The following is a 22,099-nucleotide window of genomic DNA, read 5'->3' as shown; positions in this document are numbered from 1 at the left end:
CGTCGGCGGCGCTGGGTCCGGGTCGTCCCGGTGTGCGGGTGTCACCGGCCGACCTCGTCGATGGCCATGGTGAACTGGTCGGGCCGGTTCACCACCAGCTGCGGGTTTGCCGAGTTCAGGGCGTGCCCGGAGGCCACCAGGCTCATGGTGAGCGAGTGGAAGAACTCCGAGATCGCTTGGCCGACGTCGGTGCCGGACTTGGCGAGGAAGGCGAACTCGGGGCGGGTCGCCACATCGACCATGGTCTGCGCCCGGGCGTCGCCGAGACCGCAGGCGATGATGTTGGGCGCGGTCGGTGTGCGGTTTCGGTCGGTCAGCTCGGCGTGCGGCGCGTGCCAGGACGTGCCGTCGGTGGGTTGGCCGTCGCTGAGCAGGAAGACCACCGGGCGGTGCACCCGGTAGCCCTCGCCGCGCAGCCACTTCACGTCGCTGGGGATCCGGCGCAGCAGGTCCTCGAAGACGGCCCGGTAGTTGGTCACTCCGCGGATCACCAGCCGGGGCACCGTGGTCTCGGTGCGCATGTCCGCCACCGCGAGCCGGACCTGGACGTCGTCAGAGAAACCCAGTACGGCCAGCCGGAGCTTGGCCGCGACCATCGGCTCCGCCCGCAGCCCCTCGCACAGCGACGCCACCCCGTCCCCCAGCTCACGCTGGTACGGCGCCATCGAGCCCGACTCGTCGGCCACCACGTATGCCGGCAGCAGGACGCCCCTCGCCTCCGCCATCGCAAACACCGCCTCCCTCAAGTTCACGCAACTGGTGTCGCGGACGGGGCGGCCCGGGCCGCGCAACGGAGTGCGCCACGGGGCCGCGGAACCGGCTGTCCGCACCGCCGATGCTGGCGTCGCGTCAGGCAAGTGCACAGGTCACAGCGCCGGTCATATATGACCGGTCGTCAGAGGTAGGCTCACCTCTGTTTTCGAGTTCCCGGGGGAAGGGTGGGGCGTGGCGGAGACGCTCGGAGCACTGGTTCGCCAGTTACGGAAGCGGGCCGGTCTGACGCAGTTCCAGCTCGCTGAGCGGGCAGGGCTCGGCGAGAGCACCGTCCGCCGGATTGAGACCGACCGATCGTTCGACCACCGGCTCGGCACGATCAACCGCATCGCGGACGCGGTCGACGCCAGCCCCGAGGACCGCCGACGGTTGAGCGCCCTCGGCGGCGGCACTGGCCCGGAGGCGCCGGAAGCGCCGGCGCCCCCACCGGAACGGCTCCCACCGCCCCGGGACCATGGCCCCCTCACGGACGCTGCCGAGGAGTTGGCCCGCGAGAGCCGGCAGCGCTGGCGTCGCGAGGAGGCCCGCCACCGGGTGCACCACCCGTTCGCACTGCCGGTGCGCTGGCAACAGGTGCCGGCGGGGACGGCCGACCAGTCGGCGAACGCCCTCCTGCTGGCCCCTGGTGAGGCCCGCTCCGAACCGGACCTCAGCGGCGACTTGCGGCGGGTCGCCGAGATCTACCAGCGCATACCGTCCGGCCGGCTGGTGGTCCTCGGCAGCGCCGGATCAGGCAAGTCGATCCTGGCCGTGCGCTTTGCCCTCGACCTGCTGGACGCCCGCACCCGCAACGAACGGGTGCCAGTGATCTTCAGCCTCGGCTCCTGGGACCCGACCGCCGTGGCCCTGCGCGACTGGCTGATCGCCCGACTGCTGCGCGACTATCCACACCTGGCCCGCCGGGTCCCCAGCGGCAAGACACTGGCCGCGGACTTGCTCGACGACGACCTCGTCCTCCCCGTCCTCGACGGATTCGACGAACTCGCCGAAGGCCTGCGCGCCGCTGCCCTCGAAACAATCAACCTCTCCCGACTGCCGCTCGTCCTCACCAGCCGCCACGCCGAGTTCACCGCCGCCGTCCGGACCGCCCACGCCCCGCTGGCCGCCGCCGTCGTCCTGGAACTGCGCGACCTCGACCTCGACGACCTGCGCGGCTACCTGCCCCGGACCGACCCGGCCTTCCCCGGGCCCGCCGACACCGACGTGCGGGGCGCGACTTGGGAGGCCGTCCTCGACCCCGCCCGGACTGCGGAGAGCGCCGGCCGCGCCAACCTCGCCGCCGCGCTGCGCACCCCGCTGATGATCGCCCTCGCCCGCACCATGTACAGCGACCACCCCGAACGGCGACCAGGCGAGCTCCTGGACACCGACCGCTTCCCCGACCCCGACGCGATCGAGGAGCACCTTCTGGCCGGGTTCGTCCCCGCCGTCTACCGCCCCCGTCCCACCGAACGGCTCGACACCGCCCACCGCCGCCCCGGATCGTGGGACGCGGAACGCGCCGAGCGCTGGCTCGGCCACCTCGCCGACCACCTGACCCAGGTCGGCCGCGAACAGCAGGACCTCACCTGGTGGGAGATCGGCACCAGCATGGGCCGCACCCCGCGCGCCCTGATCATCGCCTTCCTTGCCGGCCTCGCCTTCGGCGTCACCACCGCCGTCGGCAACGTACCGGTCGACCTGGTCGCCACCACGCACGGCCCCCGGTTCGCCGTCGTCCGCGGCCTCGTGGTCGGCCTCCTGCACGGCTCCGTCGCCGGGGCGCTTTTCGGCCTTGTGTACTGGTACGCCTGCGCCCGCGCCACCCTCAGACCCTCCCCCGTCCGGCTGAGGCTCAGTGCCGGCACCCTGCGCACCCGCCGCAACGCACTCACCCGGTTCCTGATCGGCCTGGGCTGTGGAGCAGCCGGCATGGCGCTGCTGATCCTGGTCGACGAAGGGCTGGTCACCCCGCTCGGCCTCGCCGATGGCCAAGGCGCCGGCCTCACGGCCGGGTTGCTGTTCGTGCCGCCGATCGCCCTAGCGACCGGGCTGGTCTTCGCCCTGATCGCCCTGTTCGAGGCACCGGTCCGCACCGAATCCGTTGTCAGTCCAGCCGACCTGCTGCACATCGAGCGCCGCAACGTCGTCTTCCACCTGCTCACCTGGGCGCTCGTCATCGGCCTCTGTGTCGGCCTGCTCAACGGCATCGTGTACGGGCCGGTGCGCGGCTTCGAGGTCGGCCTCGTGTTCGGTCTCGAGGCCGCGTTCGGCGCCGGGCTCAGCTACGGACTGAGCCTGACCGCCTGGGGCCAGTGGGTGGCGCTGGCCCGCATCTGGCTACCGCTCACGGGGCAACTGCCCTGGGCGCTGATCACTTTCCTGGAGGACGCCCACCATCGCGGCGTGCTCCGCCAGGTCGGGGCGGTCTACCAGTTCCGCCACGCCTGGATCCAGAGCCACCTGAGCCGTAGCCACCAGCAGCGCCACGGCAGCGAACAGCGCCTGCGCGACCACTCGACGGAAGGGGCACGATGAGCGCCGAATCCCGTACGCGCCGCCCGAGCAGGCGCACCTGCCGTGCGGCCGTTGCCGCCACCGCCACCGCCCTCGTCGGCACCCTCGCCACCACTCCCGCAGCCGCCCGACCCGCCGCCCTAACCCTGCACTACACCTGCGTCTTCCCGACCATCGGCGGACAGGCCATCACCGCCAGGATCTCCGCGGACATCCCGGCCACCCTGCCGGCCGGCGAGTCCAGCCCGGCCTTCGCCATCCAGGCGGCCGCCACCGTCGAAGCCTCCTTCACCCTCGGCCTGCGCTACGTCCTCGGTGTGCGCACCATCGAAGGCTCGATCGACGCCGAGACCCGCGTCCTCGCCCCGCAGGGCGCCACAGCCGTCCCCGTCCACCTCACCATCACCCGCACCGCCGTCCCAGCCTCAGGTGCCTTCGAGATCCCCGCTACCGGTAACGCGCCCCGGCTCTCCTTCACCCACCCCGGCACCGGGCGCGTGACCGTCGGGAACTTCACCCTCCACCTCGTGCCCAAGGACGCCGACGGCAACCTGGCAACACCCGGCCAGGTCGATGTCCCCTGCACCTTGAACGCAGGCCAGGACAACACCGTCGCACCCTTCGAAGTCACCCCCGCGAAACCATCCGCCACCCCATCCCCCACCGCCCCTCCGTCCGGCGCGGCCCCATCCTCGCCACGCCCGACCACCGCCCCGGCCTCACCCTCCGCCGGCATCACCCCGCCGGGAACAGACGCCTCCGCCGTCGCAAGCACCGCCTCCGCCGGCATCACCTCGCCAACTCCTTCACCGCAAGCGTCCGCCCCCACCACAACCGACGCCCAACGTGAGCCAACCGCCCACTCCCAGGGGGCTGCTCTGGTCATAGCCGCGATCGCCGCGGCCATCGCCGCAACCCTTGCCGCTGCCGCCGTCCTCCACCGGCGATCCAAACGCCGTGGAGCATCCGAGCCCCCAGCCTGACCTACCGCCCTACTCGGCCACACCCGTTCCGACGAATGCTCCGATCGTTGGAGCGCGCCGATTGCCCACGCAGCATTGCCAGAATCAGTGCCCATCAGGCGCGGAATCGTGCGTTCCCACAGGACCCAGTGCCCATCGAAGCACGGGCCTTACACCCGGCCAGCGCGACAACACCGTGGCCGAGACGGCACCCGAGCCCACCTGACGGGGCGTCCGCCCGGCCGCCCACCCTCAGCTCTTCAGCCTCAACGAGCCATCCGCCGAAGACACTTCATGCGTTTGCGCTTCGGTACCCACACCTGAGCACCTGTGGCCCCGCCAGCGGCGGGGCCACAGCGTCTGAGCGGCGGAATCCCGTCGGCCCCCCCACGGGGAGAGGTCAGGGGGCGGTGGTTTCGCCGGTGAAGTAGTAGGGCGCCATGTCGATGACCTGATCGGTCTCCTTGGCGCCGAGGCCTTCGCGGGCGGCGTTCGAGAGGAGGCCGTTGTCGGCGTCCGCCGCGTCGATGAACAGGCCGCCGAGTTGGCGCTCGGCCGCGTACTGGGCCTTGGCCCGCACCGTGCGGGGTGTGTCCAGGGAGATGAAGACCTGGCTCTGGGGGTTGTAGAGGTAGTCGGCGTCGGCCCGCAGGTCGGTGAAGAGGACGAAACCGTTGCGGCCGCCCTGGTATTCGAGACCGAGGTGGTTGGTGAGGATGTCGAACCACTCGGTCCGCCCCGACTCGAAGGTGCCGACCGTCGTGCCGTCGCCCGGGGTGTAGGTGCCGAGCAGCGGGGACCAGCTGGTGATCTGTGCGTTGCGGGCGTTGTTGCTGATCGTGCTGACGCCCGGTGGATCGTGCGGGAGGCGACTCCCTGATCCAGGGGGAAGGAGACGGCCGCGTCCACCGAGTTCTCCGCGGACTCGGTGACGCGGAGGTTGGCGGTGTGCCCCAGGGCCTTGGACCACGGGGTGCCGAAGTAGTCGTAGGCCATCAAGTGCAGCTGGTCGGCGCCGGCGGCGACCAGGGCCGGGACGTTCGCGGCCTCCAGGGTCTCGACGGAGGCGCCCAGGGTGACGCTGATCCGTACGGCGGGCAGCTTCTGCTTGAGCTCGCGGATCAGCAGTGCGTAGTTCGCGGCGTCCTGCGGGCCGTGCGGGTTGCCTCTGCCCGGCCTGCCGGGGTACTCCCAGTCCAGGACCACGGCGGTGATCATCGGGAAGCGCTTGACGATGTCGGCGAGGCTGTCGATGAACGTCGCGCGCCGGGCCGGGGACTTGGCCAGCTCGTGGAACGCCTCGCTGGTCTTCCACGCGCCGACGGCGAGCGCGACCTTGAGGGCCGGGTCGCGCTCGGTGATGAGCTTGCGTACGCCACCGAGCAGGCCCTGGGCCCGGGCCTGGGTGAAGAGCTCCTTGGAGTCGTCGGTGCCGGCCCAGCTGTCGAAGCCCACGTTGCGGTAGGAGGAGACGGCGCCCCACGCATCGACGGGGGTCACCTCGTCAGCCCGGCGACCGAGGTCCGCAGCCGACCGCTTGATCACCTCCTTCAGCTCGCCCTGGTCGCCGACGATCGCGGTGATGGGCAGCACGATCGTGTCGAAGCGCCCCGGCGTACCCCAGCTCATCAGGTCCTGGCCCGGGCCCGCGGAGTTGTTGTCCGTCACACCGTCGAAGCGGCCTTCGTACTGCGCGCTGCCGCGGTAGTAGCCCGACAGCTCGATAACAGCAGTGCCGAGCAGCCATCGAGCCGAGAGCTTCTGCTCACACCACAGGCGCTCCTGCGGGCAGTACCGGACGGGCCGCCGGAACAGAACCCTAGGGCGGGATGATCAAGACGACGCGGCACCAGCATGCGTCCACTCGGTCGAGTGAACGGGTGTTGACGGTGTGCCAGGCCGGGCGATCGTCGGCTCGGTCGGCCGGTCCGCCGCGGGGCCGGAACGATGCCCCAGGAGGGCATCCGCGCTTGTAAAGCTTGTGGCAGCCGCCCGTCCGGCAGCGGCTCGGCAGGGCGGCGGACCGGCTGCTAGGTTGCGACAGTCCATCAGTTCGAGGAAACGGCAACACTCTTATGCGCATACGCAACACCGTCACCGCACTGGCCCTCGCCGCCAGTTTCGGGGCCACCATGCTCGCCACCGCACCGGCCGCGCAGGCCGGCGCCTACGGCTGCACCCGGGACGGGGTGGCGGCGAACCTGGTCTACACCAAGTCCATCCCGACCGTCACCGGTGGCACCGGCGGAGAGCTGCGCACCTACTGGGACGGGTACGCGAACTGCTCGGTCTTCGTGAAGTCGGCGTACGCGGGCACCAAGACCTGGACGTACCTGTTCATCACGGACCCCGACGGCAACGGTGGCGGCAGCACCAACAGCGGGATGTTCGCCAGCTACGCGGGCCCGGTCTGGGTGCACGCCGTGAACGAGTGCATCAGGGAGCGCATCGTCATGCACGACCCGAACGGCAACACGGTCATCGACTACACCACCTCCTGGCACTCCTGCGGCTGACCCGGGCCCGACGACCGGCCCGGGGGCACCGGGCCGGTCCTCCATCTCCCACCCCGGATACCGGTCGGCCTGAGGCGACCGCACCTGCCCGAGCCGCACATGGTCGGCGCCGACGGGCCCGGGGGTACGGGGCGGGACTGCGGCGACGGCGCGAAGCCGGTCTCATCCTGCGCGGGCCTATGTGCCCATGGCGTCCTGCACGAATCGGCGAAGGTGCGCACGCACGACGTCGGACTGCTCGAGCCACGGCTCATGTCCTGCGCCCTCGATCCGGGTCAGCGGAAGGGCGAGACGGAGCGAGAGCGATTCAAGTGCCGACACGGGACGGGGATCGTCGATCCCGCCGAGGAGCTCCGTCCGCACGGGCAGGTGTGCCCGCAGCTCGGCAAGGTGCTCATCGAGCGGATCGGCGCGTCCTTCCCTGCCGAGTTCGGCGTTCATGGACCAGTTGACCGGCCGACGCCGTCGGGCGGCCCGGGCCGCCCACCGCCACCCTCGTTCCGGATCGGAGTGGTCGGTGAACCAGGCCAACGTGAGCAGCTCGACCTCCTGCTCCTCCGTACGGTCCGGCAACTCCTCCAGCGCGCGGAGCCGTTCCTGCTGGGCGACGGACGTGCGGCGGCCGCGTTCCGCCCGGTCCCCGGTACGCCAGTCACCGACGAACGGCCCGCACATCAGCAGCACGGCGGCCACCCGATCGGAGTGCCGCAAACAGAACCGACTCGCCAGATCGGTGCCGTAGGAGTGCCCGATCAGCACCGCCTCGCGCACCTCCCACACGTCGAGGAGCTCGGCGAGATCCTCGACATGCCGGGCGAAGGTATGCCGGCCCTGCCACGGGGATCGACCCGTACCACGCTGGTCGTACCGGTACACGGGCGCAAGATCCGCAACCATGGGGGCGAGGTCACCCAGGTAGTCCGGCAGACCGGGACCGCCGTGGAGCAGGACCACGGCCGGCCGCCGAGTGGTGTCCCCCGACGCCTGCCAACGCAACCGCGCTCCGTCGGTCATCGATACGAGGCCCTGCGTCTCCGTCGAAGTCACCACCGGGAACCTACCCGTGGCCCGACCCCGACCACCAGCCCGGACCCAGCGGGGTTCTGACGGTCCGTCACTGGTCCCGGCGGCGGACGGCCAGCGCGGTGACCAGGACCGAACCGGCCGCCCAGCAGGCGAGCACCAGCCAGGCGCCGCCGGGGGTCGCCGGGTAGGGCTCCAGGGCGGCCAGGTCGGAACGCTCGGCCAGCGTCTCCCAGGCCCGGAAGGGCATCGCGTGGGCGAGGACGGCCGTCCCGTGCCGACGGGTGCTCAGGAAGGCCGGCACGATCAGCAGCAGCACCGTGGCGGCCACCACGGAGAAGGCACCGTGGCGCAGCAGCGCGCCCACGGCCATCCCGGCCAGTGCGGCGACCGGGGCGAGCAGGGCCGAGGCCACCACCAGGCGCAGCGCACCGGGGTGACCGATCGTCACCCCGGCGTGGTGCTCGGCGTACTGGGCCTGGGTCACCCAGAACGAGGCCGCCGCGAGCAGGGCGCCGAAGGCGGTGGCCACGGCGGCCACCACCAGGGCCTTGGCCACCATCACCGAACTGCGGGCGGGCACCGCGACGAAGGTGGTGCGGATCAGGCCGGTGCCGTACTCGCCGGTGACGGTGACCGCACCCCAGGCGCCGACCGCGAGCAGCAGCACCGAGGCCCCGTTGGAGGTGTAGGCCGTCATCATGGCCAGGCCGTCGGCGATGAACCCGGCCTGGTCGGCCGGGCTCCTCTGGTCCCAGTAGCGGACCTGGTCCCAGGCGGTGCCGAGGTTCAGCCCGAGCACGGCGAGCGCGATCAGCGGCAGGGTCCAGGCGGTGGAGCGCAGCGACCAGAGCTTGATCCACTCGGCGGCGAACAGATCGGTCAGGCGGGCGCGGGGTTCAAGGGCAAGGGTCGCGGTGGTCATCGGGCGCTCCGGGCAAGGTCGTTGGTGCTTCGGTGGGCAGCGTGGGCGGCGGTGAGTTCCATGAAGGCCTGCTCCAGGGAGGCCGTCCGGGGGCTGAGCTCGTGCAGTGGCAGCTGGTGACGGAGCGCCAGCTCGCCGATCTCGGCGGCGGGCACCCCGGTGACCGTGAGCACCTCGCCGTCGGTCCGCACCTGCGCGCCCCGCTCGGCCAGCAGCGCGGCCAGCGCGGCGTGGCCCGGGGTGCGGACGGTGACGGTGGCACCGCCCCGGGCGGCGAAGGCGGTCAGGCTCTCGGCCGCGATCAGTTCGCCCCGGCCGATCACCACCAACTCGTCGGCGGTGTGCTCCATCTCGGTCATCAGGTGGCTGGAGACGAAGACGGTGCGGCCCTCGGCGGCCAGCCGCCGGAACAGCCCGCGCACCCAGCGCACGCCCTCCGGGTCGAGACCGTTCAGCGGCTCGTCGAAGAGCAGCACCGGCGGGTCGCCGAGCAGTGCACCGGCGATGCCGAGGCGCTGGCGCATGCCCAGCGAGTACCCGCCGATCCGGCGCTTGGCCGCGTCCGCCAGGCCGACCTCGGCCAGTACCTCGTCCACCCGGGAGCGCGGAATGCGGTTGCTGCGGGCCAGCGCGGTCAGGTGGGCCCGGCCGCTGCGGCCGCCGTGCACCTCGCCGGCGTCCAGCAGGGCGCCGACCTGCCGCAGGCCGCGCGGCCGGTCCCGGAACGGGCGGCCGTCGATCAGCACCGAGCCGCTGCTCGGGGCGTGCAGGCCCAGGACCATCCGCAGGGTGGTGCTCTTGCCCGAGCCGTTCGGCCCCAGGAAGCCCGTCACCCGCCCGGGGCGGACGGTGAAGGTGAGCCCGTGGACGGCGGTGGTGCCGCCGTAACGCTTCGTCAGTTCGTTGATCTCGATCATGGTCCACAGCCTGCCGGTCGGGCCCGGGGGCGGGCGTCGGCCCGGGGGTGGCACCTGGGGGCGACGGCAGTCCTCCACGGGCGTACGACCACGGGCCGATGACCGGACCGTTCATGATCGCTAACATCGGCCCCATGCGGATACCCACGCTCAAACGGCTGACCCCGGCCACCTGGACGGTGCTCGCCTGGTGCGCGGGCACCGTGCTCACCGCGCTGTTCCGGGTGAGGCTGCCGGGCGAGAACGACCCGGCGCTCCTGCCCGGAGTGGTCTTCCTGCGCTGGGACGGCCTCACCATGCTGGCCCTGGCCGGGCTCTGCACCGTGCTGGGCGCCAGGAAACTGACGGCGCGTCCGGCGGCCGGGCTGGCCTGGGTGCTGACCGGGGCGGTGATCGCCTGCCTCCCGCTCGCTGTGATGGAGGTTCCGCTCCAGCAGTACCTGGCGGTGGACGTCGCGGTGTACTTCCTCGCCCTGGCACTCCCCCGCCCCCGCTCCCGGCGGGCGCTCGGCGCGGCACTCGCCGTCCTCGCCGGGTACCTGGGACTCCGGATGCTCTGCGGCTGGCCGGTCGGCATCTCCACCGAACTGCCGGTCGCCCTGGTGGTGGTGATCGCCTGGCTGCTCGGCTCCTCCGCCGGGCAGGCCCGGACGCACCACGAGGAGTCCCGCGCGCAGGCCACCGAGCAGGCCGTCACCGCCGAGCGGCTGCGGATCGCCCGCGAGCTGCACGACATGGTCGCCCACAGCATGGGCGTGATCGCCCTCCAGGCCGGCGCCGCCAAGCGGGTGATCGACCGTCAGCCCGAGGCCGCCAAGGAGGCGCTGGGCACCATCGAGACCACCGGGCGGGAGGCCCTGGCCGGGCTTCGCCGGATGCTGGTCGCCCTGCGCACCGAGGACGGCCTCACCCCCGACCTGGGGGTGGCCGACCTCTTCCGGCTGGCCGAGACCACCACCACCGCCGGGCTCCGGGTGGAGCTGCGGCGCACCGGCGGCACCGGACCGCTGCCGCCGGAGATCGACGTCTCCGCCTACCGGATCGTGCAGGAGTCGCTGACCAACGTGATCAAGCACGCCCGCACCGACCACTGCCTGGTGACGGTCGACCAGCTCACCGACGCCCTGCTCCTCGAGGTCACCGACCACGGCGCCGGGCCGGGCCGAGGCGCCCCCGCCGGCTTCGGGCTGGCCGGCATGCGCGAGCGGGTCGCGCTGCTGCACGGCGAGTTCGACGCCGGCCCGCTGCCCGGCGGCGGCTTCCGGGTCACCGCCCGCCTTCCACTCACCGCTTCCCCATTGTCAGGAGTCCGATGACCATCCGTGTCCTGCTCGCCGATGACCAGCCGCTGGTCCGCGCCGCCCTGCGGATGGTGATCACCGACGCCCCCGACCTGGAGCTGGCCGGCGAGGCCGGCAACGGCGCCGAAGCCGTCGCGCTGGCCCGGGAGCTGCGCCCCGACGTGGTGGTGATGGACCTTCGGATGCCGGTGCTGGACGGCATCGAGGCAACCCGGCAGATCACCTCGGGCCCGGCCGGCCCGCACGTGGTCGTGCTGACCACCTTCGACGAGGACGAGAACGTGCACGGCGCCCTGCGGGCCGGCGCCTCCGGCTTCCTGGTCAAGGACATGGCCCTGGACGAGATCCTGGCCGCCGTCCGGGTGGTGGCGGGCGGCGAGGCACTGCTCGCCCCGAGCGTCACCCGCCGCCTGATCACCGAGTTCACCGAACGCCCGAACACCACCGGGCCGCGGCGGGAGCTGGCCGGCATCACCGAACGGGAGCGGGAGGTGCTCACCCTGGTCGGCCGGGGACTGTCCAACACGGAGATCTCCGAACAGCTGGTGATCAGCCCCGCCACCACCAAGACCTACATCGGCCGCCTGCTCGCCAAGCTGGACGCCCGCGACCGGGTCCGGCTGGTGATCCTGGCGTACGAGGCCGGCCTGGTGGCCGCCTGACGGCTCATGTCGCGGGTACGGCGACCGGAGCGATGTCGGCACGGACGGCGAGGGTCTGGCTGTACCGACGCAGCAGAAGGACAGCGGTGGTGGCGAGGCCGATGAGCAGGCCGATCCGCAGGCCGCGGGTCTAGCCGTCGAGGGGGTGGGCGAGGAGCCAGGAGGCGGGCAGGCCGACGGCCCAATAGCCGATGCGGACGAGGCGGAATCCGCTCCGCCGGGCCGGAGTGTGACGCACGCGGCCTTGACCCCGGCTTTCGGCCGTCGCCATGATGGGCCGTCATATCGTGACTCCGCAGTTGGGGGAAGCCGGTCCGAATCCGGCGCTGACCCGCAACGGTAGGCCGTCGACCCCCGAGTCGGCGGCGAGCCCGATCACCCGGCTGCGGAGGTGTGTTCCCTCCTCCCGTCGTGGTCTGCGGGCCGGAGCCTCGTGGGTTGTCCGGGTCTCGCTCCGGGTGCCCTCCGGGCCCCTGCGTCCAGGCCCGGAAAGGCCGTCCATGCCCACTCTCCGCCGCCCGCTGGGTCTGCTCGCGATATCAGCGCTCGCCCTCACCGCCGTCCTGCCGACGGCCACCGCCGCCCAGGCCACCCCCGCGTCCGCCGCGACCGTCCGCCCCGATGCCGCCGGAGCGGGCTGGCTCGCCCGCCAGTTGGTGAACGGCGACCACTTCGAATCCGTCTTCGACGGCACCGCCTACCCCGACCAGGGCCTGACCATCGACGCCGTGCTGGCCTTCGCCGCCTCCCGCAGCTCCGACCTGGCCGCCGCCCGCGCCACCGCCTGGCTGGCCAAGCCCGAGATCCTCACCGGCTACATCGGGGACGGCACGACCGAGGCGTACGCCGGTGCCACCGCCAAGCTGCTGCTGGCGGCCGAGGTCCGCGGCGAGAACCCGGGTGCCTTCGGCGGCGTCGACCTCCCCGCCCGGCTCCGGGGCCTCCAGGCGCCCTCGGGCCGGTTCTCGGACCGCTCCCAGTGGGGCGACTTCAGCAACAACTTCGGCCAGTCCCTCGCCGTGATCGCGCTCAAGCGCACCCCCGGTGGCGCCCCGGCCGCCGCGGTCGACTTCCTGGCCGGCACCCAGTGCGCCGACGGCGGCTTCCCGGTCTCGTCCGGCCGGCCCGCCTGCGCCGGCGACCCGGACGCCACCGCCCTGGCCGTCCAGGCGCTCGCCGCCACCGGACGTACCGCCAAGGCCAACGCGGGCCTCGGCTGGCTGACCGCCCATCAGAACACCGACGGTGGCTTCACCGCCGCCGGAGCCACCGTCTCCAACGCCAACAGCACCGGCCTGGCCACCGAGGCCCTGCTCTCCGGCGGCCGCCTGGTCGCCGGCCTGAAGGGCTGGAGCAGCCTGGTCAAGCTCCAGCAGGGCTGTTCGGCCACCCCGGCCAACCGGGGCGCGGTGGCCTACGACGCCTCCGGCTTCAACCCCGCCACCGCCACCCGGGCCACCGCGCAGGCCGTCCTCGGCCTGGCCGGCACCCCGCTGACCGCCCTCTCCGCCGCCGGCGCCCGTCCGGACGCGCCCACGCTCGCCTGCCGCTGATCGAAGGAGTACCAACTCATGCTCACCAGAAGAACGTTCGGCGCCACCGCACTGGCCGCCGGCCTGCTGGCCGCCTCCGTCGTCACCGCCGTCCCCGCCCAGGCGGCCGCCTGCACCGGGACCACCGGCGTCACGGTGGTGGTCGACTTCACCGCCGTCGGCGGCGGCATCCAGACCGGCTGCGCGCCGGGCGACACCGCCACCGGCCTGGCGGCGCTGACCGGAGCGGGCTTCTCGTACGCGTTCCACCCGCGGTTCCCCGGCTTCGTCTGCAAGATCAACGCACTGCCCGCCACCTGCACCAACCCGACCGGCTCCGCCTACTGGTCGTACTGGCACGCCCAGCACGGCACCCCGTGGACCTACAGCAACCTCGGCGCGGCCTCGTACAACCCGGCCCCCGGCGACGTCGAGGGCTGGTCCTTCGGCGCCGGCACGCAGCCGGGCATCACCGCTCCCTGACACCTGCTCAGACGCCGGTGCCCCGGCCCTTCGCGAAGGAGGCCGGGGCACCGGCGAGTTGAGGCCGGGTCAGGCACCCCTGTGCGAATGGAAACCCCGCCCACTCTTGCGGCCGAGCAGGCCCGCCTCCACCATCCGGGCGAGCAGCGGCGGTGGCGCGTACAGCGGCTCCTTGTACTCGTCGTACATGGACTGCGCGATGTCCTGGGCGGTGGCGTGGCCGGCCTCGGCCATCCGGACCGCAGACCTCCTTGCCCCTCCTGCCCCCAACGCGCCGCCCCCGTCATCGGCCACCCCCTGGACGTCAACGAGCACACCAGCACCTTCATCCCCTACCCCATCCGGTCAATCGGCGACGAAGCCACCTCGTTGGGCCTAGGCTGTGCCTCGCAGTCGGTTCGCCCTGCCAGCCAGACAGGTGCGTCGTAAGAGGGAACCCGGTGTGAATCCGGGACTGCCCCGCAGCGGTGAGTGGGAACGACCGCCGTCACATGCACTGGGTCCCGAACAGGGGCCCGGGAAGCGACGGCCAGTAGGTGTCCGCCTTTCGAGGACGGATGCGCCCGCGAGTCCGAAGACCTGCCACTGCCCGTGTGCACCCTGCACACGGTGATCTCGGTGACCTCGAGGGCGGGTCGGCGGAGCGGGCGGGCACATCATGGTGCCGCGCCCCCACTGCCGTTCCTTCGCGTCCTCGTGCTCTCTCCGGGATCGCAGCGCGACTCGCGAAGGAGAGTTCCGTGACCACAAGTTCCACCACCGCCCAGGCCACCGTGTACGGCTACCCGAGGCAGGGACCGAACCGGGAACTGAAGAAGGCGATCGAGGGCTACTGGAAGGGCACCGTCAGTGCCGCCGCCCTGCACGCCACCGCCGCCGAACTGCGGTGCACCAACTGGCGCCGGCTCGCCGGGGCGGGCATCACCGAAGTCCCCACCGGGGACTTCTCGTTCTACGATCACGTGCTGGACACCACCGTCGCCGTCGGCGCCATCCCGCCGCGCCACCGGGCCGCCGTGGACGCCGATCCGCTGGCCGGGTACTTCGCCATGGCACGCGGCACCCAGGACGTCGCGCCGCTGGAGATGACCAAGTGGTTCGACACCAACTACCACTACCTCGTCCCCGAGTTGGGCCCGGACACGGTCTTCACCGCCAACCCCGCCAAGGCGGTCGGCGAGCTGCGCGAGGCGCGCGCACTCGGCCACCGGGCCCGCCCCGTGCTGCTCGGCCCGCTCACCTACCTGCTGCTCGCCAAGCCCGCCCCGGGCGTGGCCGCCGACTTCCAGCCGATCACCCTGCTCGACCGCCTGCTGCCGGTCTACGCCCAGCTCCTCGCCGAACTCAAGGCAGCGGGCGCGGAGTGGGTCCAGCTGGACGAACCCGCGCTCGTGCAGGACCGCACCCCGGCCGAACTCAACTCCGCCACCAGGATCTTCCGCGAACTCGGTGCTCTCACCGACCGGCCCAGCATCCTGGTCGCCACGTACTTCGACCGGGCGGGCGAGGCACTGAAGGTGCTGGCGAAGGCCCCGGTCGAAGGCGTCGGACTGGACTTCACCGGCCCCGCCGCCGCCAACCTGGACGACCTCGCCGCCGTCGGCGGACTGCCCGGCAAGCGCCTGATCGCCGGCGTGGTGGACGGCCGCAACATCTGGATCAACAACCTCGAGCAGTCCCTCGGCACCCTGGCCACCCTGCTGGGCCTGGCCGAGCGGGTCGACGTCGCCGCGTCCTGCTCGCTGCTGCACGTACCCCTGGACGCCGACCGGGAACGCGATCTGGACCCGCAGATCTCCCGCTGGCTGGCCTTCGCCCGGCAGAAGACCGAAGAGATCACCGTGCTCGCCCGGGGGCTGCGCGAGGGCACCGACACCATCGCGGCCGACCTCGCCGCCAACCGCGCCGACCTGGCCTCCCGCGCCGGCTCCGCGATCACCCGCGACCCGGCCGTCCGGGCCCGGGTCACGGCCACCACCGCCGCCGACGCCCGCCGCGACCAGGCCTACCCCGCGCGGGCCGCGGCCCAGCGGGCCCGGCTCGGCCTGCCGTTGCTGCCGACCACCACCATCGGCTCGTTCCCGCAGACCACCGAACTGCGCACCGCCAGGGCCGACTTGCGGGCCGGCCGGCTCGACCAGGCCGGGTACCGGGAGCGGATGGAGACCGAGGTCCGGGAGGTGATCACCTATCAGGAGAAGGCGGGCCTGGACGTCCTGGTGCACGGCGAGCCCGAACGCAACGACATGGTGCAGTACTTCGCCGAACAGCTCACCGGCTACCTCGCCACCCAGCACGGCTGGGTGCAGTCGTACGGCACCCGCTACGTCCGCCCGCCCGTGCTGGCGGGCGACATCTCGCGGCCCACGCCGATGACCGTCGACTGGTTCCGCTACGCCCAGGACCTCACCGACCGTCCGGTCAAGGGCCTGCTCACCGGGCCCGTCACCATGCTCGCCTGGTCCTTCGTCCGAGACGACCAACCGCTCGGCGACACCGCCCGCCAGGTCGCCCTGGCCCTGCGGGACGAGGTCACCGACCTGGAGGCGGCCGGCGCCGCCGTGATCCAGGTGGACGAGCCCGCGCTGCGCGAGACCCTGCCGCTGCGCTCCGCCGACCGCCCTGCGTACCTGGACTGGGCCACCGAGGCGTTCCGGCTCTCCACCTCCGGTGTCCGCGCCGACACCCAGATCCACACCCACATGTGCTACGCCGAGTTCGGCGCGATCATGACCGCGATCGACGAACTCGACGCCGACGTCATCTCCTTGGAGGCGGCCCGCTCGCACATGGAGGTCGCCCACGAGCTGGCCGGCGCCGGCTACCCCCGCGAGGTCGGACCCGGGGTCTGGGACATCCACTCCCCGCGCGTACCGAGCAGCACGGAGGCGGCCGCTCTGCTCCGCGCGGGTCTGGCCGCGATCCCGGCCGAGCGGCTCTGGGTCAACCCGGACTGCGGCCTGAAGACCCGCGGCTGGCCCGAGACCCGGGCCTCGATCGACAGCCTGGTCGAGGCCGCCAAGCTCGTCCGCGCGGAGCTGGCCGGCTGAGCCGGGCGGGTCGGGGCGGATGGGCCGCGGTACGCGCGTCCGCCCCGACCGTGCACCAGGGTCAGGGCCGGTTCTGCAGACCGAGGTTCTGATAGATCTCCATCGTGACCGGGGAGAAGTTCATGGTCATGAAATGGAGCCCGGGAACGTCCTCCGCGATCAGCCGGCGGCACATTTGGGTGGCATGCTCGATACCGATCGACCGCACGTCTCCCGGGCGGTCCTGGGCAGCGGTCATCCGCTCGGTGAACTCTGCCGGAATCACCGCTGTACTGAGCGTCGGAATGCGCTCAAGGGACCGGATCGTGGTGACCGGCATGATCTCGGGAATGATCGGGACGGCACACCCTGCCTTTTCCACGCGATCGCGGAAACGTAGGTAGTCGTCCACGTCGAAGAACATCTGGGTGATCGCGTAGTCGGCACCGGCCCGGCACTTCTCCACGAAGTGCCGGATGTCGCTGTCCCAGTCGGCCGAACGGGGGTGCATTTCGGGGAAGGCTGCGACGCCCACGCAGAAGTCCCCTGACTCCTTGATCAGCCGCACCAGCTCGGCGGCGTACCGCACGCCCTGCGGGTGACGCACCCAGTCGCCCAGCGGATCACCGGGCGGATCGCCGCGCAGCGCAAGGACGTTGCGAACGCCCTGGTCTGCGTAGTGGCCGAGGATGTTGCGCAGTTCGGCGATGCTGTGGCCCACCGCCGTCAGGTGGGCGACCGGGGTGAGGGTGGTGTCCTGGGCGATCCGTCCGGTCATGTTGACCGTGCGGCCGCGGGTCGAACCTCCCGCACCGTAGGTCACCGAGACGAAGGTCGGCGACAAGACCTCCAGTCTGCGGATCGCATTCCACAGACTCACCTCCGCCTGCGCGCTGCGGGGCGGCATGAACTCGAAGGAGTACGAGCGGGCCCCTGTCGCCAGGAGTTCGCGGATGGACAGTGCCCGATCTGCCCTCGTGCTGGGGATGCCTAGAGCCATGGAAAGATTATCGGGCTACCATCGGCATTCGGCAGCCTTGTCCATACGAACTGGCGGAAAGTCGCACGGGAGAGATGAGATCAGCGGATGGGAAGCTCCGGGGCCGACGCGCGTCGCATTGCCCACTCGAATTCGCGGAAGTTCCTGCTACCGGGGATGGAGGACTGGGGGCCGCCGCGGCGTCGTGGGCGTTCTCAACGTCACTCCTGACTCGTTCTCCGACAGCGGACTGTGGCTCGATCCGGACCAGGCGGTCGCCCACGGACTGAGACTCGTGGCCGAGGAATCCGCACGTCGGCTCCAGTCACGGTGTGTCGAAGGCGATATGACGCCTCGTTGACGACCCGAACGACCCCATGGTCTGATGAACCGCTTTTCATCCTCAGCAGCAGGGGAAGCCGGTTCGAATCCGGCGCTGACCCGCAACCGTGAACCCGCCCAAGGCGAGTGAGCCGGAATGCCTGCGCCGAGGGGCTTGTCAGCAATACGTGCGTCGTCGCGGACTACGACGCGGTCCACACAGGAGTCCCCTCGTGCCGGGACCTGTCGGCTGCGCCGTCACCCCCAGCGTCGACCGACCAGGGAGTCGCCGGTGAGGGTCAGCAGCATTCGCAACAGTCGCACGCACAGAGGCCGGAGCCTGGCCTCCCTGCTGCTCACCTCCGCCATCGCAGTCAGCGCAGGCGCCACCGTGATGTTCGGCCACCCCGGCAGCGCCGCCGCCGACCCGGTCGAGGACTGCACCGCCACCACCGGAGCCGTCGTCGCCGTCGACTTCGGCCACTGGGGCGGCGGCGTGGTCCGGGGCTGCGACGCCCACCCCACCACCGGCCTGAACCTGCTCCACAACGCCGGGTTCACCACCGCCGGAACCGAGCACGACGGCCTCGCCTTCATCTGCCGCCTCGGCAGCAGCACCTTCGGCAACGGCGTCCAGTACCCGACGCCGGCCGAGGAGCCCTGCGTCAACACCCCGCAGGCAACGGCCTACTGGTCGTTCTGGATCGCCGAACCCGGCCAACAGACCTGGTCCTACAGCCAGTTCGGTGCGGGCAGCCAGCAGCCGAAGCCCGGCGAGGTCGAGGCATGGGTGTACGGCGGCACCGACATCGGCGGCACCAGCGGCGCACCCTCCTTCACCCCGGACTCCGTCCGCGCGAAGAACACCGCCGGCCCCTCCCCCTCGTCCTCCGCCAGTCCTTCCGCCTCTGCCTCCGCGAGCCCCACGGCCCCGGCCACCGGGGACCCGGCCGCAGCGGCGGCCTGGCTGGCCGGTCAACTCGTCGGCGGTGACCACATGGAGAACGGGGCGTTCGAGGGCCCCGATCTCCCCCGGACCTCCTTCACCGCCCTGGCGCTCGCCGCCGCGGGGACCCAGGACCCGGCGCTGCGCAAGGTCGTCACCTTCCTGCAGGCGCACACCGACCGGTTCGTCTTCCCCGACGGCCCCGGCACCGAGCCGGACTCCCGGGCGGCGGCCCTGCTGGCCCTGGTCGCCGAGAGCACCGGCGGCAACCCCCGGTCGTTCGGCGGGCGTGATCTGCTGGCCGACCTGAACGACCACGTGTGCACCGCCCAGGGCGAGAACGGCAAGTGCACGGCGGCGGGCGACTTCCACGGCGCGGCCTCGCCGTGGGTGCAGGCGTACGGTGTGATCGCCCTGGCGCGCGGCGGCGTCACCCCGCCCGCCGCCGCGCTGAGCCGGTTCGACGTGCTCCAGTGCGCCGACGGCGGGATCGCCGGTTCCATGATCGTCGCGGGTGGCTTCTGCGAGTCGGACCCCTCCAGCACCTCCCTCACCGTGCTCGCCCTGCGCAAGGCCGGCGGACACGGCGAGTTCGTCCAGCGGGCCGCCGAGCAGCTCGGCACGAGCCAGCAGGCCGACGGCTCGTACGTCCCCTACGTCGGTGCCTCCGGTGACACCGGCAGCACCGCGGCCGCGGCCCAGGCCCTCAGGGCCACCGGCCAGGACGCCAAGCAGGCCACTGCCAAGGCGTGGCTGAGCACCCGTCAGAACAAGGACGGCGGCTTCGCCCCCGACGAGGGGGCCCCGGATTCCGACGTCCCCAGCACTGAGCAGGCCATCCTGGCCCTCACCGGCACCGACCTCTCGACCGTGTCCCACCATCCCGGCGGCACCACCCCGCCCACCTCGAAGCCCGCCAGGTCGCCGGACCTCACCAAGGGCAGCAGCTACCTGACCGACCCGGCCCACCTGCTCGGCGGCCACTACTACGAAGCCTTCCCCGACTCCGGGTTCGCCGACTTCGGGCTCACCGTGGACGGCGCGTACGCGCTGGCCGCCACCGGGACCGACGACGCGGCGCTGCGCAGGATCGTCGACTTCCTCGACCAGCAGGGCAAGGACGGCAACGACCGCACCGTCAACGACTGGACCGGCATCGGCACCGAGTACGCGGGCGGCGGCGCCCTCGGCAAGGAGGCGCTGCTCGCCGAGATCGTCGGCCGCGACCCGCGCAACTTCGGCGGCCACGACTTGATCGCCGCCCTCGACGCGGCCGTCTGCGCCCGCCGTGACGACGCGCTCGGCTGCGACGCGGCCGGCAACTACACGTGGGCCACCTCGGTGTTCTCCCAAGCCCTGGGCGTGATGGCCCAGTTGCGCGCGGGCGACACCGCGAACGCCGCCGCACCGATCGCCTACCTGCGCGGCCTCCAGGCGTCGAACGGCTCCTGGCCGAGCCTGATCCCGGCCACCGGCGACGCCGACGTGGACAGCACCGCGATGGCCGTGATGGCGCTCTCCCTGGTCCCCGGCGAGGAGGCCGCCCAGGCCGTCGACCAGGGCCTCGCCTGGCTGGCCGGCCAGCAGGAGACCGACGGCGGCTTCCCCGGCGCCGCCGGGGACTCCACCAACTCCGCCGCGCTGGCCGTCCAGGGAATGACCCTCCGTCAGCCCACCTACGCCGCACAGATCGCCAAGGCCGTCGAGTTCCTCGCCGACCGGCAGAACGCCGACGGGGGCTTCGACGTCGCCTCCAGCGGCCAGCAGGGCTCGGACGTCCGCGCCTCCACCCAGGCGCTCGGCGGTGTCACCGGGATCTCCTTCGGCACGCTGAAGCGGGACCTCGGCACCACCCCGCCGAACCCGTCGCCCTCCCCCTCGCAGTCACCGTCGCCCTCCCCCTCGCAGTCACCGTCGCCCTCCCCGTCGGCCTCGCAGTCACCGTCGCCCTCCCCGTCGGCCTCGCAGTCACCGTCGCCCTCCCCGTCCGGGTCCACTTCCCCCTCCCTCTCCTCGTCCTCCCCGGCATCCACCAGCGCCTCCGTCCCGGTCACCAGCAGCGCCACCCAACTGCCGCCCGGCACCAGCCCCGTGGACGGTACGGCCGGACCGTCGGATCCCGACCTCGCCTGGACCGGAACCGACGTGCTCGGGCTGGTCGGCCCCGCCCTGCTGCTGACAGCTGCGGGCGGCGCAGTCCTGGTCGCCACCCGCCGCCGGTCGGCCGTGAACGGGCGGCACCGGTGATCCGCCGACTGAGCCGACTGCTCGGAGCCGCCGGCGCCACCCTGGCCCTGGCCCTCGGTGGGCTCGGCGCCGGGGCGACCCCGGCCGCCGCCGCGCCACTGCCGATCGACCAGTGCACCACCACCTCCGGGGTGGTGCTCGCGGTGGACTTCGGCCACTGGGGCGGCCCGCTGCTGCGCTCCTGCGGCAGCATCCCCACCACCGGCTACGCCCTGCTGAGCCAAGGCGGTTGGAAGACCACCGGCACCGGCCACGACGGCCCGGCCTTCATCTGCCGGATCGGCTACAGCGGCCACCAGGGCGGCAAGCAGTACCCGACCCCCGACCAGGACAAGTGCGTCCTCACCCCGCCCGCCTCGGCGTACTGGTCGTACTGGCACGCCGATCCGGGCCAGGACACCTGGTCCTACAGCCAGTTGGGTGCCATGAGCTACAAGCCGAAACCCGGCAGCGTCGACCTGTGGATCTTCGGCGGGACCAATATCGAAGGCACCGAAGGCAGGCCGGCCTTCTCGCCCGACACCGTCCGCGCCCACAACACCACACCCGGCGGAACCGCCCCGAGCCCCGCCCCCACGCCCCCCGCCGATGGCGGGACCACGGGCGGTTCGGGGGGCGGGACTTCCGGCGGCGGCACCGCCACCAAGTCCACCTCCGGAGGGACCACGTCGGGAGGAGCCGGTGCTTCGCAGCCCGGCGGCGACGCTCCGAGCCCCGCCGTCCCACCGGGTGCCACCTCGTCCGACGGTGCGCCTTCGCCCAGTGCCACCACCGACCCGACGCCCACGACACCCGCACCGTCCGACACGGCGAGCCCAGCGACACCGTCCCCCGGGACCACCCCCGTGGACGCGGCCCCGGTCGCCGACGCCCCGCACTCGGCGGGCTCGATCGCCCCGGCCGTCATCGGCATCGGCATCGTGGTGGCGCTCGGCGTCGCCACGGTGGTCACGGCGCTGCGCCGACGACGACAGGCCGAGTGATCC

General features: G+C 72.4%; 16 protein-coding genes, 2 pseudogenes and 3 riboswitches. Of the genes and pseudogenes, 11 read left to right on the top strand and 7 right to left on the bottom strand.

What is annotated here, in order from left to right:
* Positions 1 to 41: 41 nt before the first annotated feature.
* The gene (locus tag F4556_RS34220; RefSeq protein WP_184923129.1) at positions 42 to 725 is read right to left on the bottom strand and encodes a vWA domain-containing protein; all 684 of its coding nucleotides are present in this window, start codon (positions 723 to 725) and stop codon (positions 42 to 44) included.
* 220 nt (positions 726 to 945) lie between these two features.
* Between F4556_RS34220 and F4556_RS34215 the strand changes: the two genes are divergently transcribed.
* The gene (locus tag F4556_RS34215) at positions 946 to 3,291 is read left to right on the top strand and encodes a helix-turn-helix domain-containing protein (protein ID WP_184923127.1); all 2,346 of its coding nucleotides are present in this window, start codon (positions 946 to 948) and stop codon (positions 3,289 to 3,291) included.
* Positions 3,288 to 4,253, top strand: a complete 966-nt coding sequence (locus F4556_RS39260) for a DUF6801 domain-containing protein (protein ID WP_184923125.1) — start codon at positions 3,288 to 3,290, stop codon at positions 4,251 to 4,253. Before F4556_RS34215 ends, F4556_RS39260 begins: the two co-directional genes overlap by 4 nt.
* A 231-nt stretch (positions 4,254 to 4,484) precedes the next feature.
* Here F4556_RS39260 and F4556_RS39835 read toward each other — a convergent pair whose 3' ends face one another.
* Entirely contained in the window at positions 4,485 to 5,861 is a 1,377-nt protein-coding gene (locus tag F4556_RS39835) for a glycosyl hydrolase family 18 protein (protein WP_376775812.1), read from the bottom strand.
* A gap of 446 nt (positions 5,862 to 6,307) precedes the next feature.
* Here F4556_RS39835 and F4556_RS34195 point away from each other — a divergent pair, with 446 nt between their 5' ends.
* Positions 6,308 to 6,748 (top strand): hypothetical protein, encoded by a 441-nt coding sequence (locus F4556_RS34195; RefSeq protein ID WP_184923122.1) that lies wholly within the window; start codon positions 6,308 to 6,310, stop codon positions 6,746 to 6,748.
* A 177-nt stretch (positions 6,749 to 6,925) separates the two neighbouring features.
* Here F4556_RS34195 and F4556_RS34190 read toward each other — a convergent pair whose 3' ends face one another.
* From F4556_RS34190 to F4556_RS34180, 3 genes are all read right to left on the bottom strand, one after another.
* A complete protein-coding gene (locus F4556_RS34190) occupies positions 6,926 to 7,795 on the bottom strand; it encodes an alpha/beta fold hydrolase (RefSeq protein WP_313069023.1) in 870 nt (289 codons plus the stop codon).
* 67 nt (positions 7,796 to 7,862) lie between these two features.
* Complete coding sequence (locus F4556_RS34185) at positions 7,863 to 8,696, bottom strand: ABC transporter permease (RefSeq protein ID WP_184923120.1); 834 nt, start codon at positions 8,694 to 8,696, stop codon at positions 7,863 to 7,865.
* Complete coding sequence (locus F4556_RS34180; RefSeq protein ID WP_184923118.1) at positions 8,693 to 9,613, bottom strand: ABC transporter ATP-binding protein; 921 nt, start codon at positions 9,611 to 9,613, stop codon at positions 8,693 to 8,695. The genes F4556_RS34185 and F4556_RS34180 overlap by 4 nt, the downstream gene beginning before the upstream one ends.
* A 134-nt stretch (positions 9,614 to 9,747) precedes the next feature.
* Between F4556_RS34180 and F4556_RS34175 the strand changes: the two genes are divergently transcribed.
* The 4 genes from F4556_RS34175 to F4556_RS34160 all read left to right on the top strand — a co-directional run bounded on the left by F4556_RS34175 (position 9,748) and on the right by F4556_RS34160 (position 13,591).
* Positions 9,748 to 10,929 (top strand): sensor histidine kinase, encoded by a 1,182-nt coding sequence (locus F4556_RS34175; protein WP_246511166.1) that lies wholly within the window; start codon positions 9,748 to 9,750, stop codon positions 10,927 to 10,929.
* On the top strand, positions 10,926 to 11,576 hold the full coding sequence (locus F4556_RS34170) for a response regulator (protein WP_184923114.1): 651 nt from the start codon (positions 10,926 to 10,928) through the stop codon (positions 11,574 to 11,576). The genes F4556_RS34175 and F4556_RS34170 overlap by 4 nt, the downstream gene beginning before the upstream one ends.
* Before the next feature lie 280 nt (positions 11,577 to 11,856).
* A riboswitch (cobalamin riboswitch) is annotated at positions 11,857 to 11,977 on the top strand.
* A gap of 99 nt (positions 11,978 to 12,076) precedes the next feature.
* On the top strand, positions 12,077 to 13,129 hold the full coding sequence (locus F4556_RS34165) for a prenyltransferase/squalene oxidase repeat-containing protein (protein WP_221503765.1): 1,053 nt from the start codon (positions 12,077 to 12,079) through the stop codon (positions 13,127 to 13,129).
* An 18-nt stretch (positions 13,130 to 13,147) separates the two neighbouring features.
* Complete coding sequence (locus tag F4556_RS34160) at positions 13,148 to 13,591, top strand: SCO2322-related protein (RefSeq protein ID WP_184923112.1); 444 nt, start codon at positions 13,148 to 13,150, stop codon at positions 13,589 to 13,591.
* 69 nt (positions 13,592 to 13,660) lie between these two features.
* Here the strand turns inward: F4556_RS34160 and F4556_RS34155 are convergent.
* Positions 13,661 to 13,837: pseudogene (locus F4556_RS34155) on the bottom strand (3-hydroxyacyl-CoA dehydrogenase family protein); the annotation flags it as partial.
* Between the two features lie 130 nt (positions 13,838 to 13,967).
* A riboswitch (cobalamin riboswitch) is annotated at positions 13,968 to 14,192 on the top strand.
* Positions 14,193 to 14,331: 139 nt separating this feature from the next.
* Between F4556_RS34155 and metE the strand changes: the two are divergent.
* Positions 14,332 to 16,641, top strand: a complete 2,310-nt coding sequence (metE, locus tag F4556_RS34150; RefSeq protein ID WP_184923110.1) for a 5-methyltetrahydropteroyltriglutamate--homocysteine S-methyltransferase — start codon at positions 14,332 to 14,334, stop codon at positions 16,639 to 16,641.
* Positions 16,642 to 16,702: 61 nt separating this feature from the next.
* Here the strand turns inward: metE and metF are convergent, their stop codons facing one another.
* Entirely contained in the window at positions 16,703 to 17,620 is a 918-nt protein-coding gene (metF, locus tag F4556_RS34145; protein WP_184923108.1) for a methylenetetrahydrofolate reductase [NAD(P)H], read from the bottom strand.
* 130 nt (positions 17,621 to 17,750) lie between these two features.
* Between metF and F4556_RS39880 the strand changes: the two are divergent.
* From F4556_RS39880 to F4556_RS34135, 3 genes and pseudogenes are all read left to right on the top strand, one after another.
* Positions 17,751 to 17,903: pseudogene (locus F4556_RS39880) on the top strand (dihydropteroate synthase); the annotation flags it as partial.
* Between the two features lie 57 nt (positions 17,904 to 17,960).
* A riboswitch (cobalamin riboswitch) is annotated at positions 17,961 to 18,106 on the top strand.
* Between the two features lie 106 nt (positions 18,107 to 18,212).
* Complete coding sequence (locus F4556_RS39875; RefSeq protein ID WP_184923106.1) at positions 18,213 to 21,113, top strand: prenyltransferase/squalene oxidase repeat-containing protein; 2,901 nt, start codon at positions 18,213 to 18,215, stop codon at positions 21,111 to 21,113.
* On the top strand, positions 21,110 to 22,096 hold the full coding sequence (locus tag F4556_RS34135; RefSeq protein ID WP_184923104.1) for a hypothetical protein: 987 nt from the start codon (positions 21,110 to 21,112) through the stop codon (positions 22,094 to 22,096). Before F4556_RS39875 ends, F4556_RS34135 begins: the two co-directional genes overlap by 4 nt.
* The last annotated feature ends 3 nt before the right edge of the window (positions 22,097 to 22,099 follow it).

It is taken from the genome of Kitasatospora gansuensis (genome assembly GCF_014203705.1).
Lineage (GTDB): Bacteria > Actinomycetota > Actinomycetes > Streptomycetales > Streptomycetaceae > Kitasatospora > Kitasatospora gansuensis.
The sequence above is the reverse complement of the archived record's forward strand: the minus strand, read 5'-3'. Positions and strand labels throughout refer to the sequence as shown.

What these genes read in the sequence shown, in the direction of transcription:
- F4556_RS34220 (WP_184923129.1), bottom strand. Translation starts at nt 725, where the DNA reads ATGGCGGAGGCGAGGGGCGTCCTGCTGCCGGCATACGTGGTGGCCGAC.
- F4556_RS39260 (WP_184923125.1), top strand. Translation starts at nt 3,288, where the DNA reads ATGAGCGCCGAATCCCGTACGCGCCGCCCGAGCAGGCGCACCTGCCGT.
- F4556_RS39835 (WP_376775812.1), bottom strand. Translation starts at nt 5,861, where the DNA reads ATGAGCTGGGGTACGCCGGGGCGCTTCGACACGATCGTGCTGCCCATC.
- F4556_RS34195 (WP_184923122.1), top strand. Translation starts at nt 6,308, where the DNA reads ATGCGCATACGCAACACCGTCACCGCACTGGCCCTCGCCGCCAGTTTC.
- F4556_RS34185 (WP_184923120.1), bottom strand. Translation starts at nt 8,696, where the DNA reads ATGACCACCGCGACCCTTGCCCTTGAACCCCGCGCCCGCCTGACCGAT.
- F4556_RS34180 (WP_184923118.1), bottom strand. Translation starts at nt 9,613, where the DNA reads ATGATCGAGATCAACGAACTGACGAAGCGTTACGGCGGCACCACCGCC.
- F4556_RS34175 (WP_246511166.1), top strand. Translation starts at nt 9,748, where the DNA reads ATGCGGATACCCACGCTCAAACGGCTGACCCCGGCCACCTGGACGGTG.
- F4556_RS34170 (WP_184923114.1), top strand. Translation starts at nt 10,926, where the DNA reads ATGACCATCCGTGTCCTGCTCGCCGATGACCAGCCGCTGGTCCGCGCC.
- F4556_RS34165 (WP_221503765.1), top strand. Translation starts at nt 12,077, where the DNA reads ATGCCCACTCTCCGCCGCCCGCTGGGTCTGCTCGCGATATCAGCGCTC.
- F4556_RS34160 (WP_184923112.1), top strand. Translation starts at nt 13,148, where the DNA reads ATGCTCACCAGAAGAACGTTCGGCGCCACCGCACTGGCCGCCGGCCTG.
- metF (WP_184923108.1), bottom strand. Translation starts at nt 17,620, where the DNA reads ATGGCTCTAGGCATCCCCAGCACGAGGGCAGATCGGGCACTGTCCATC.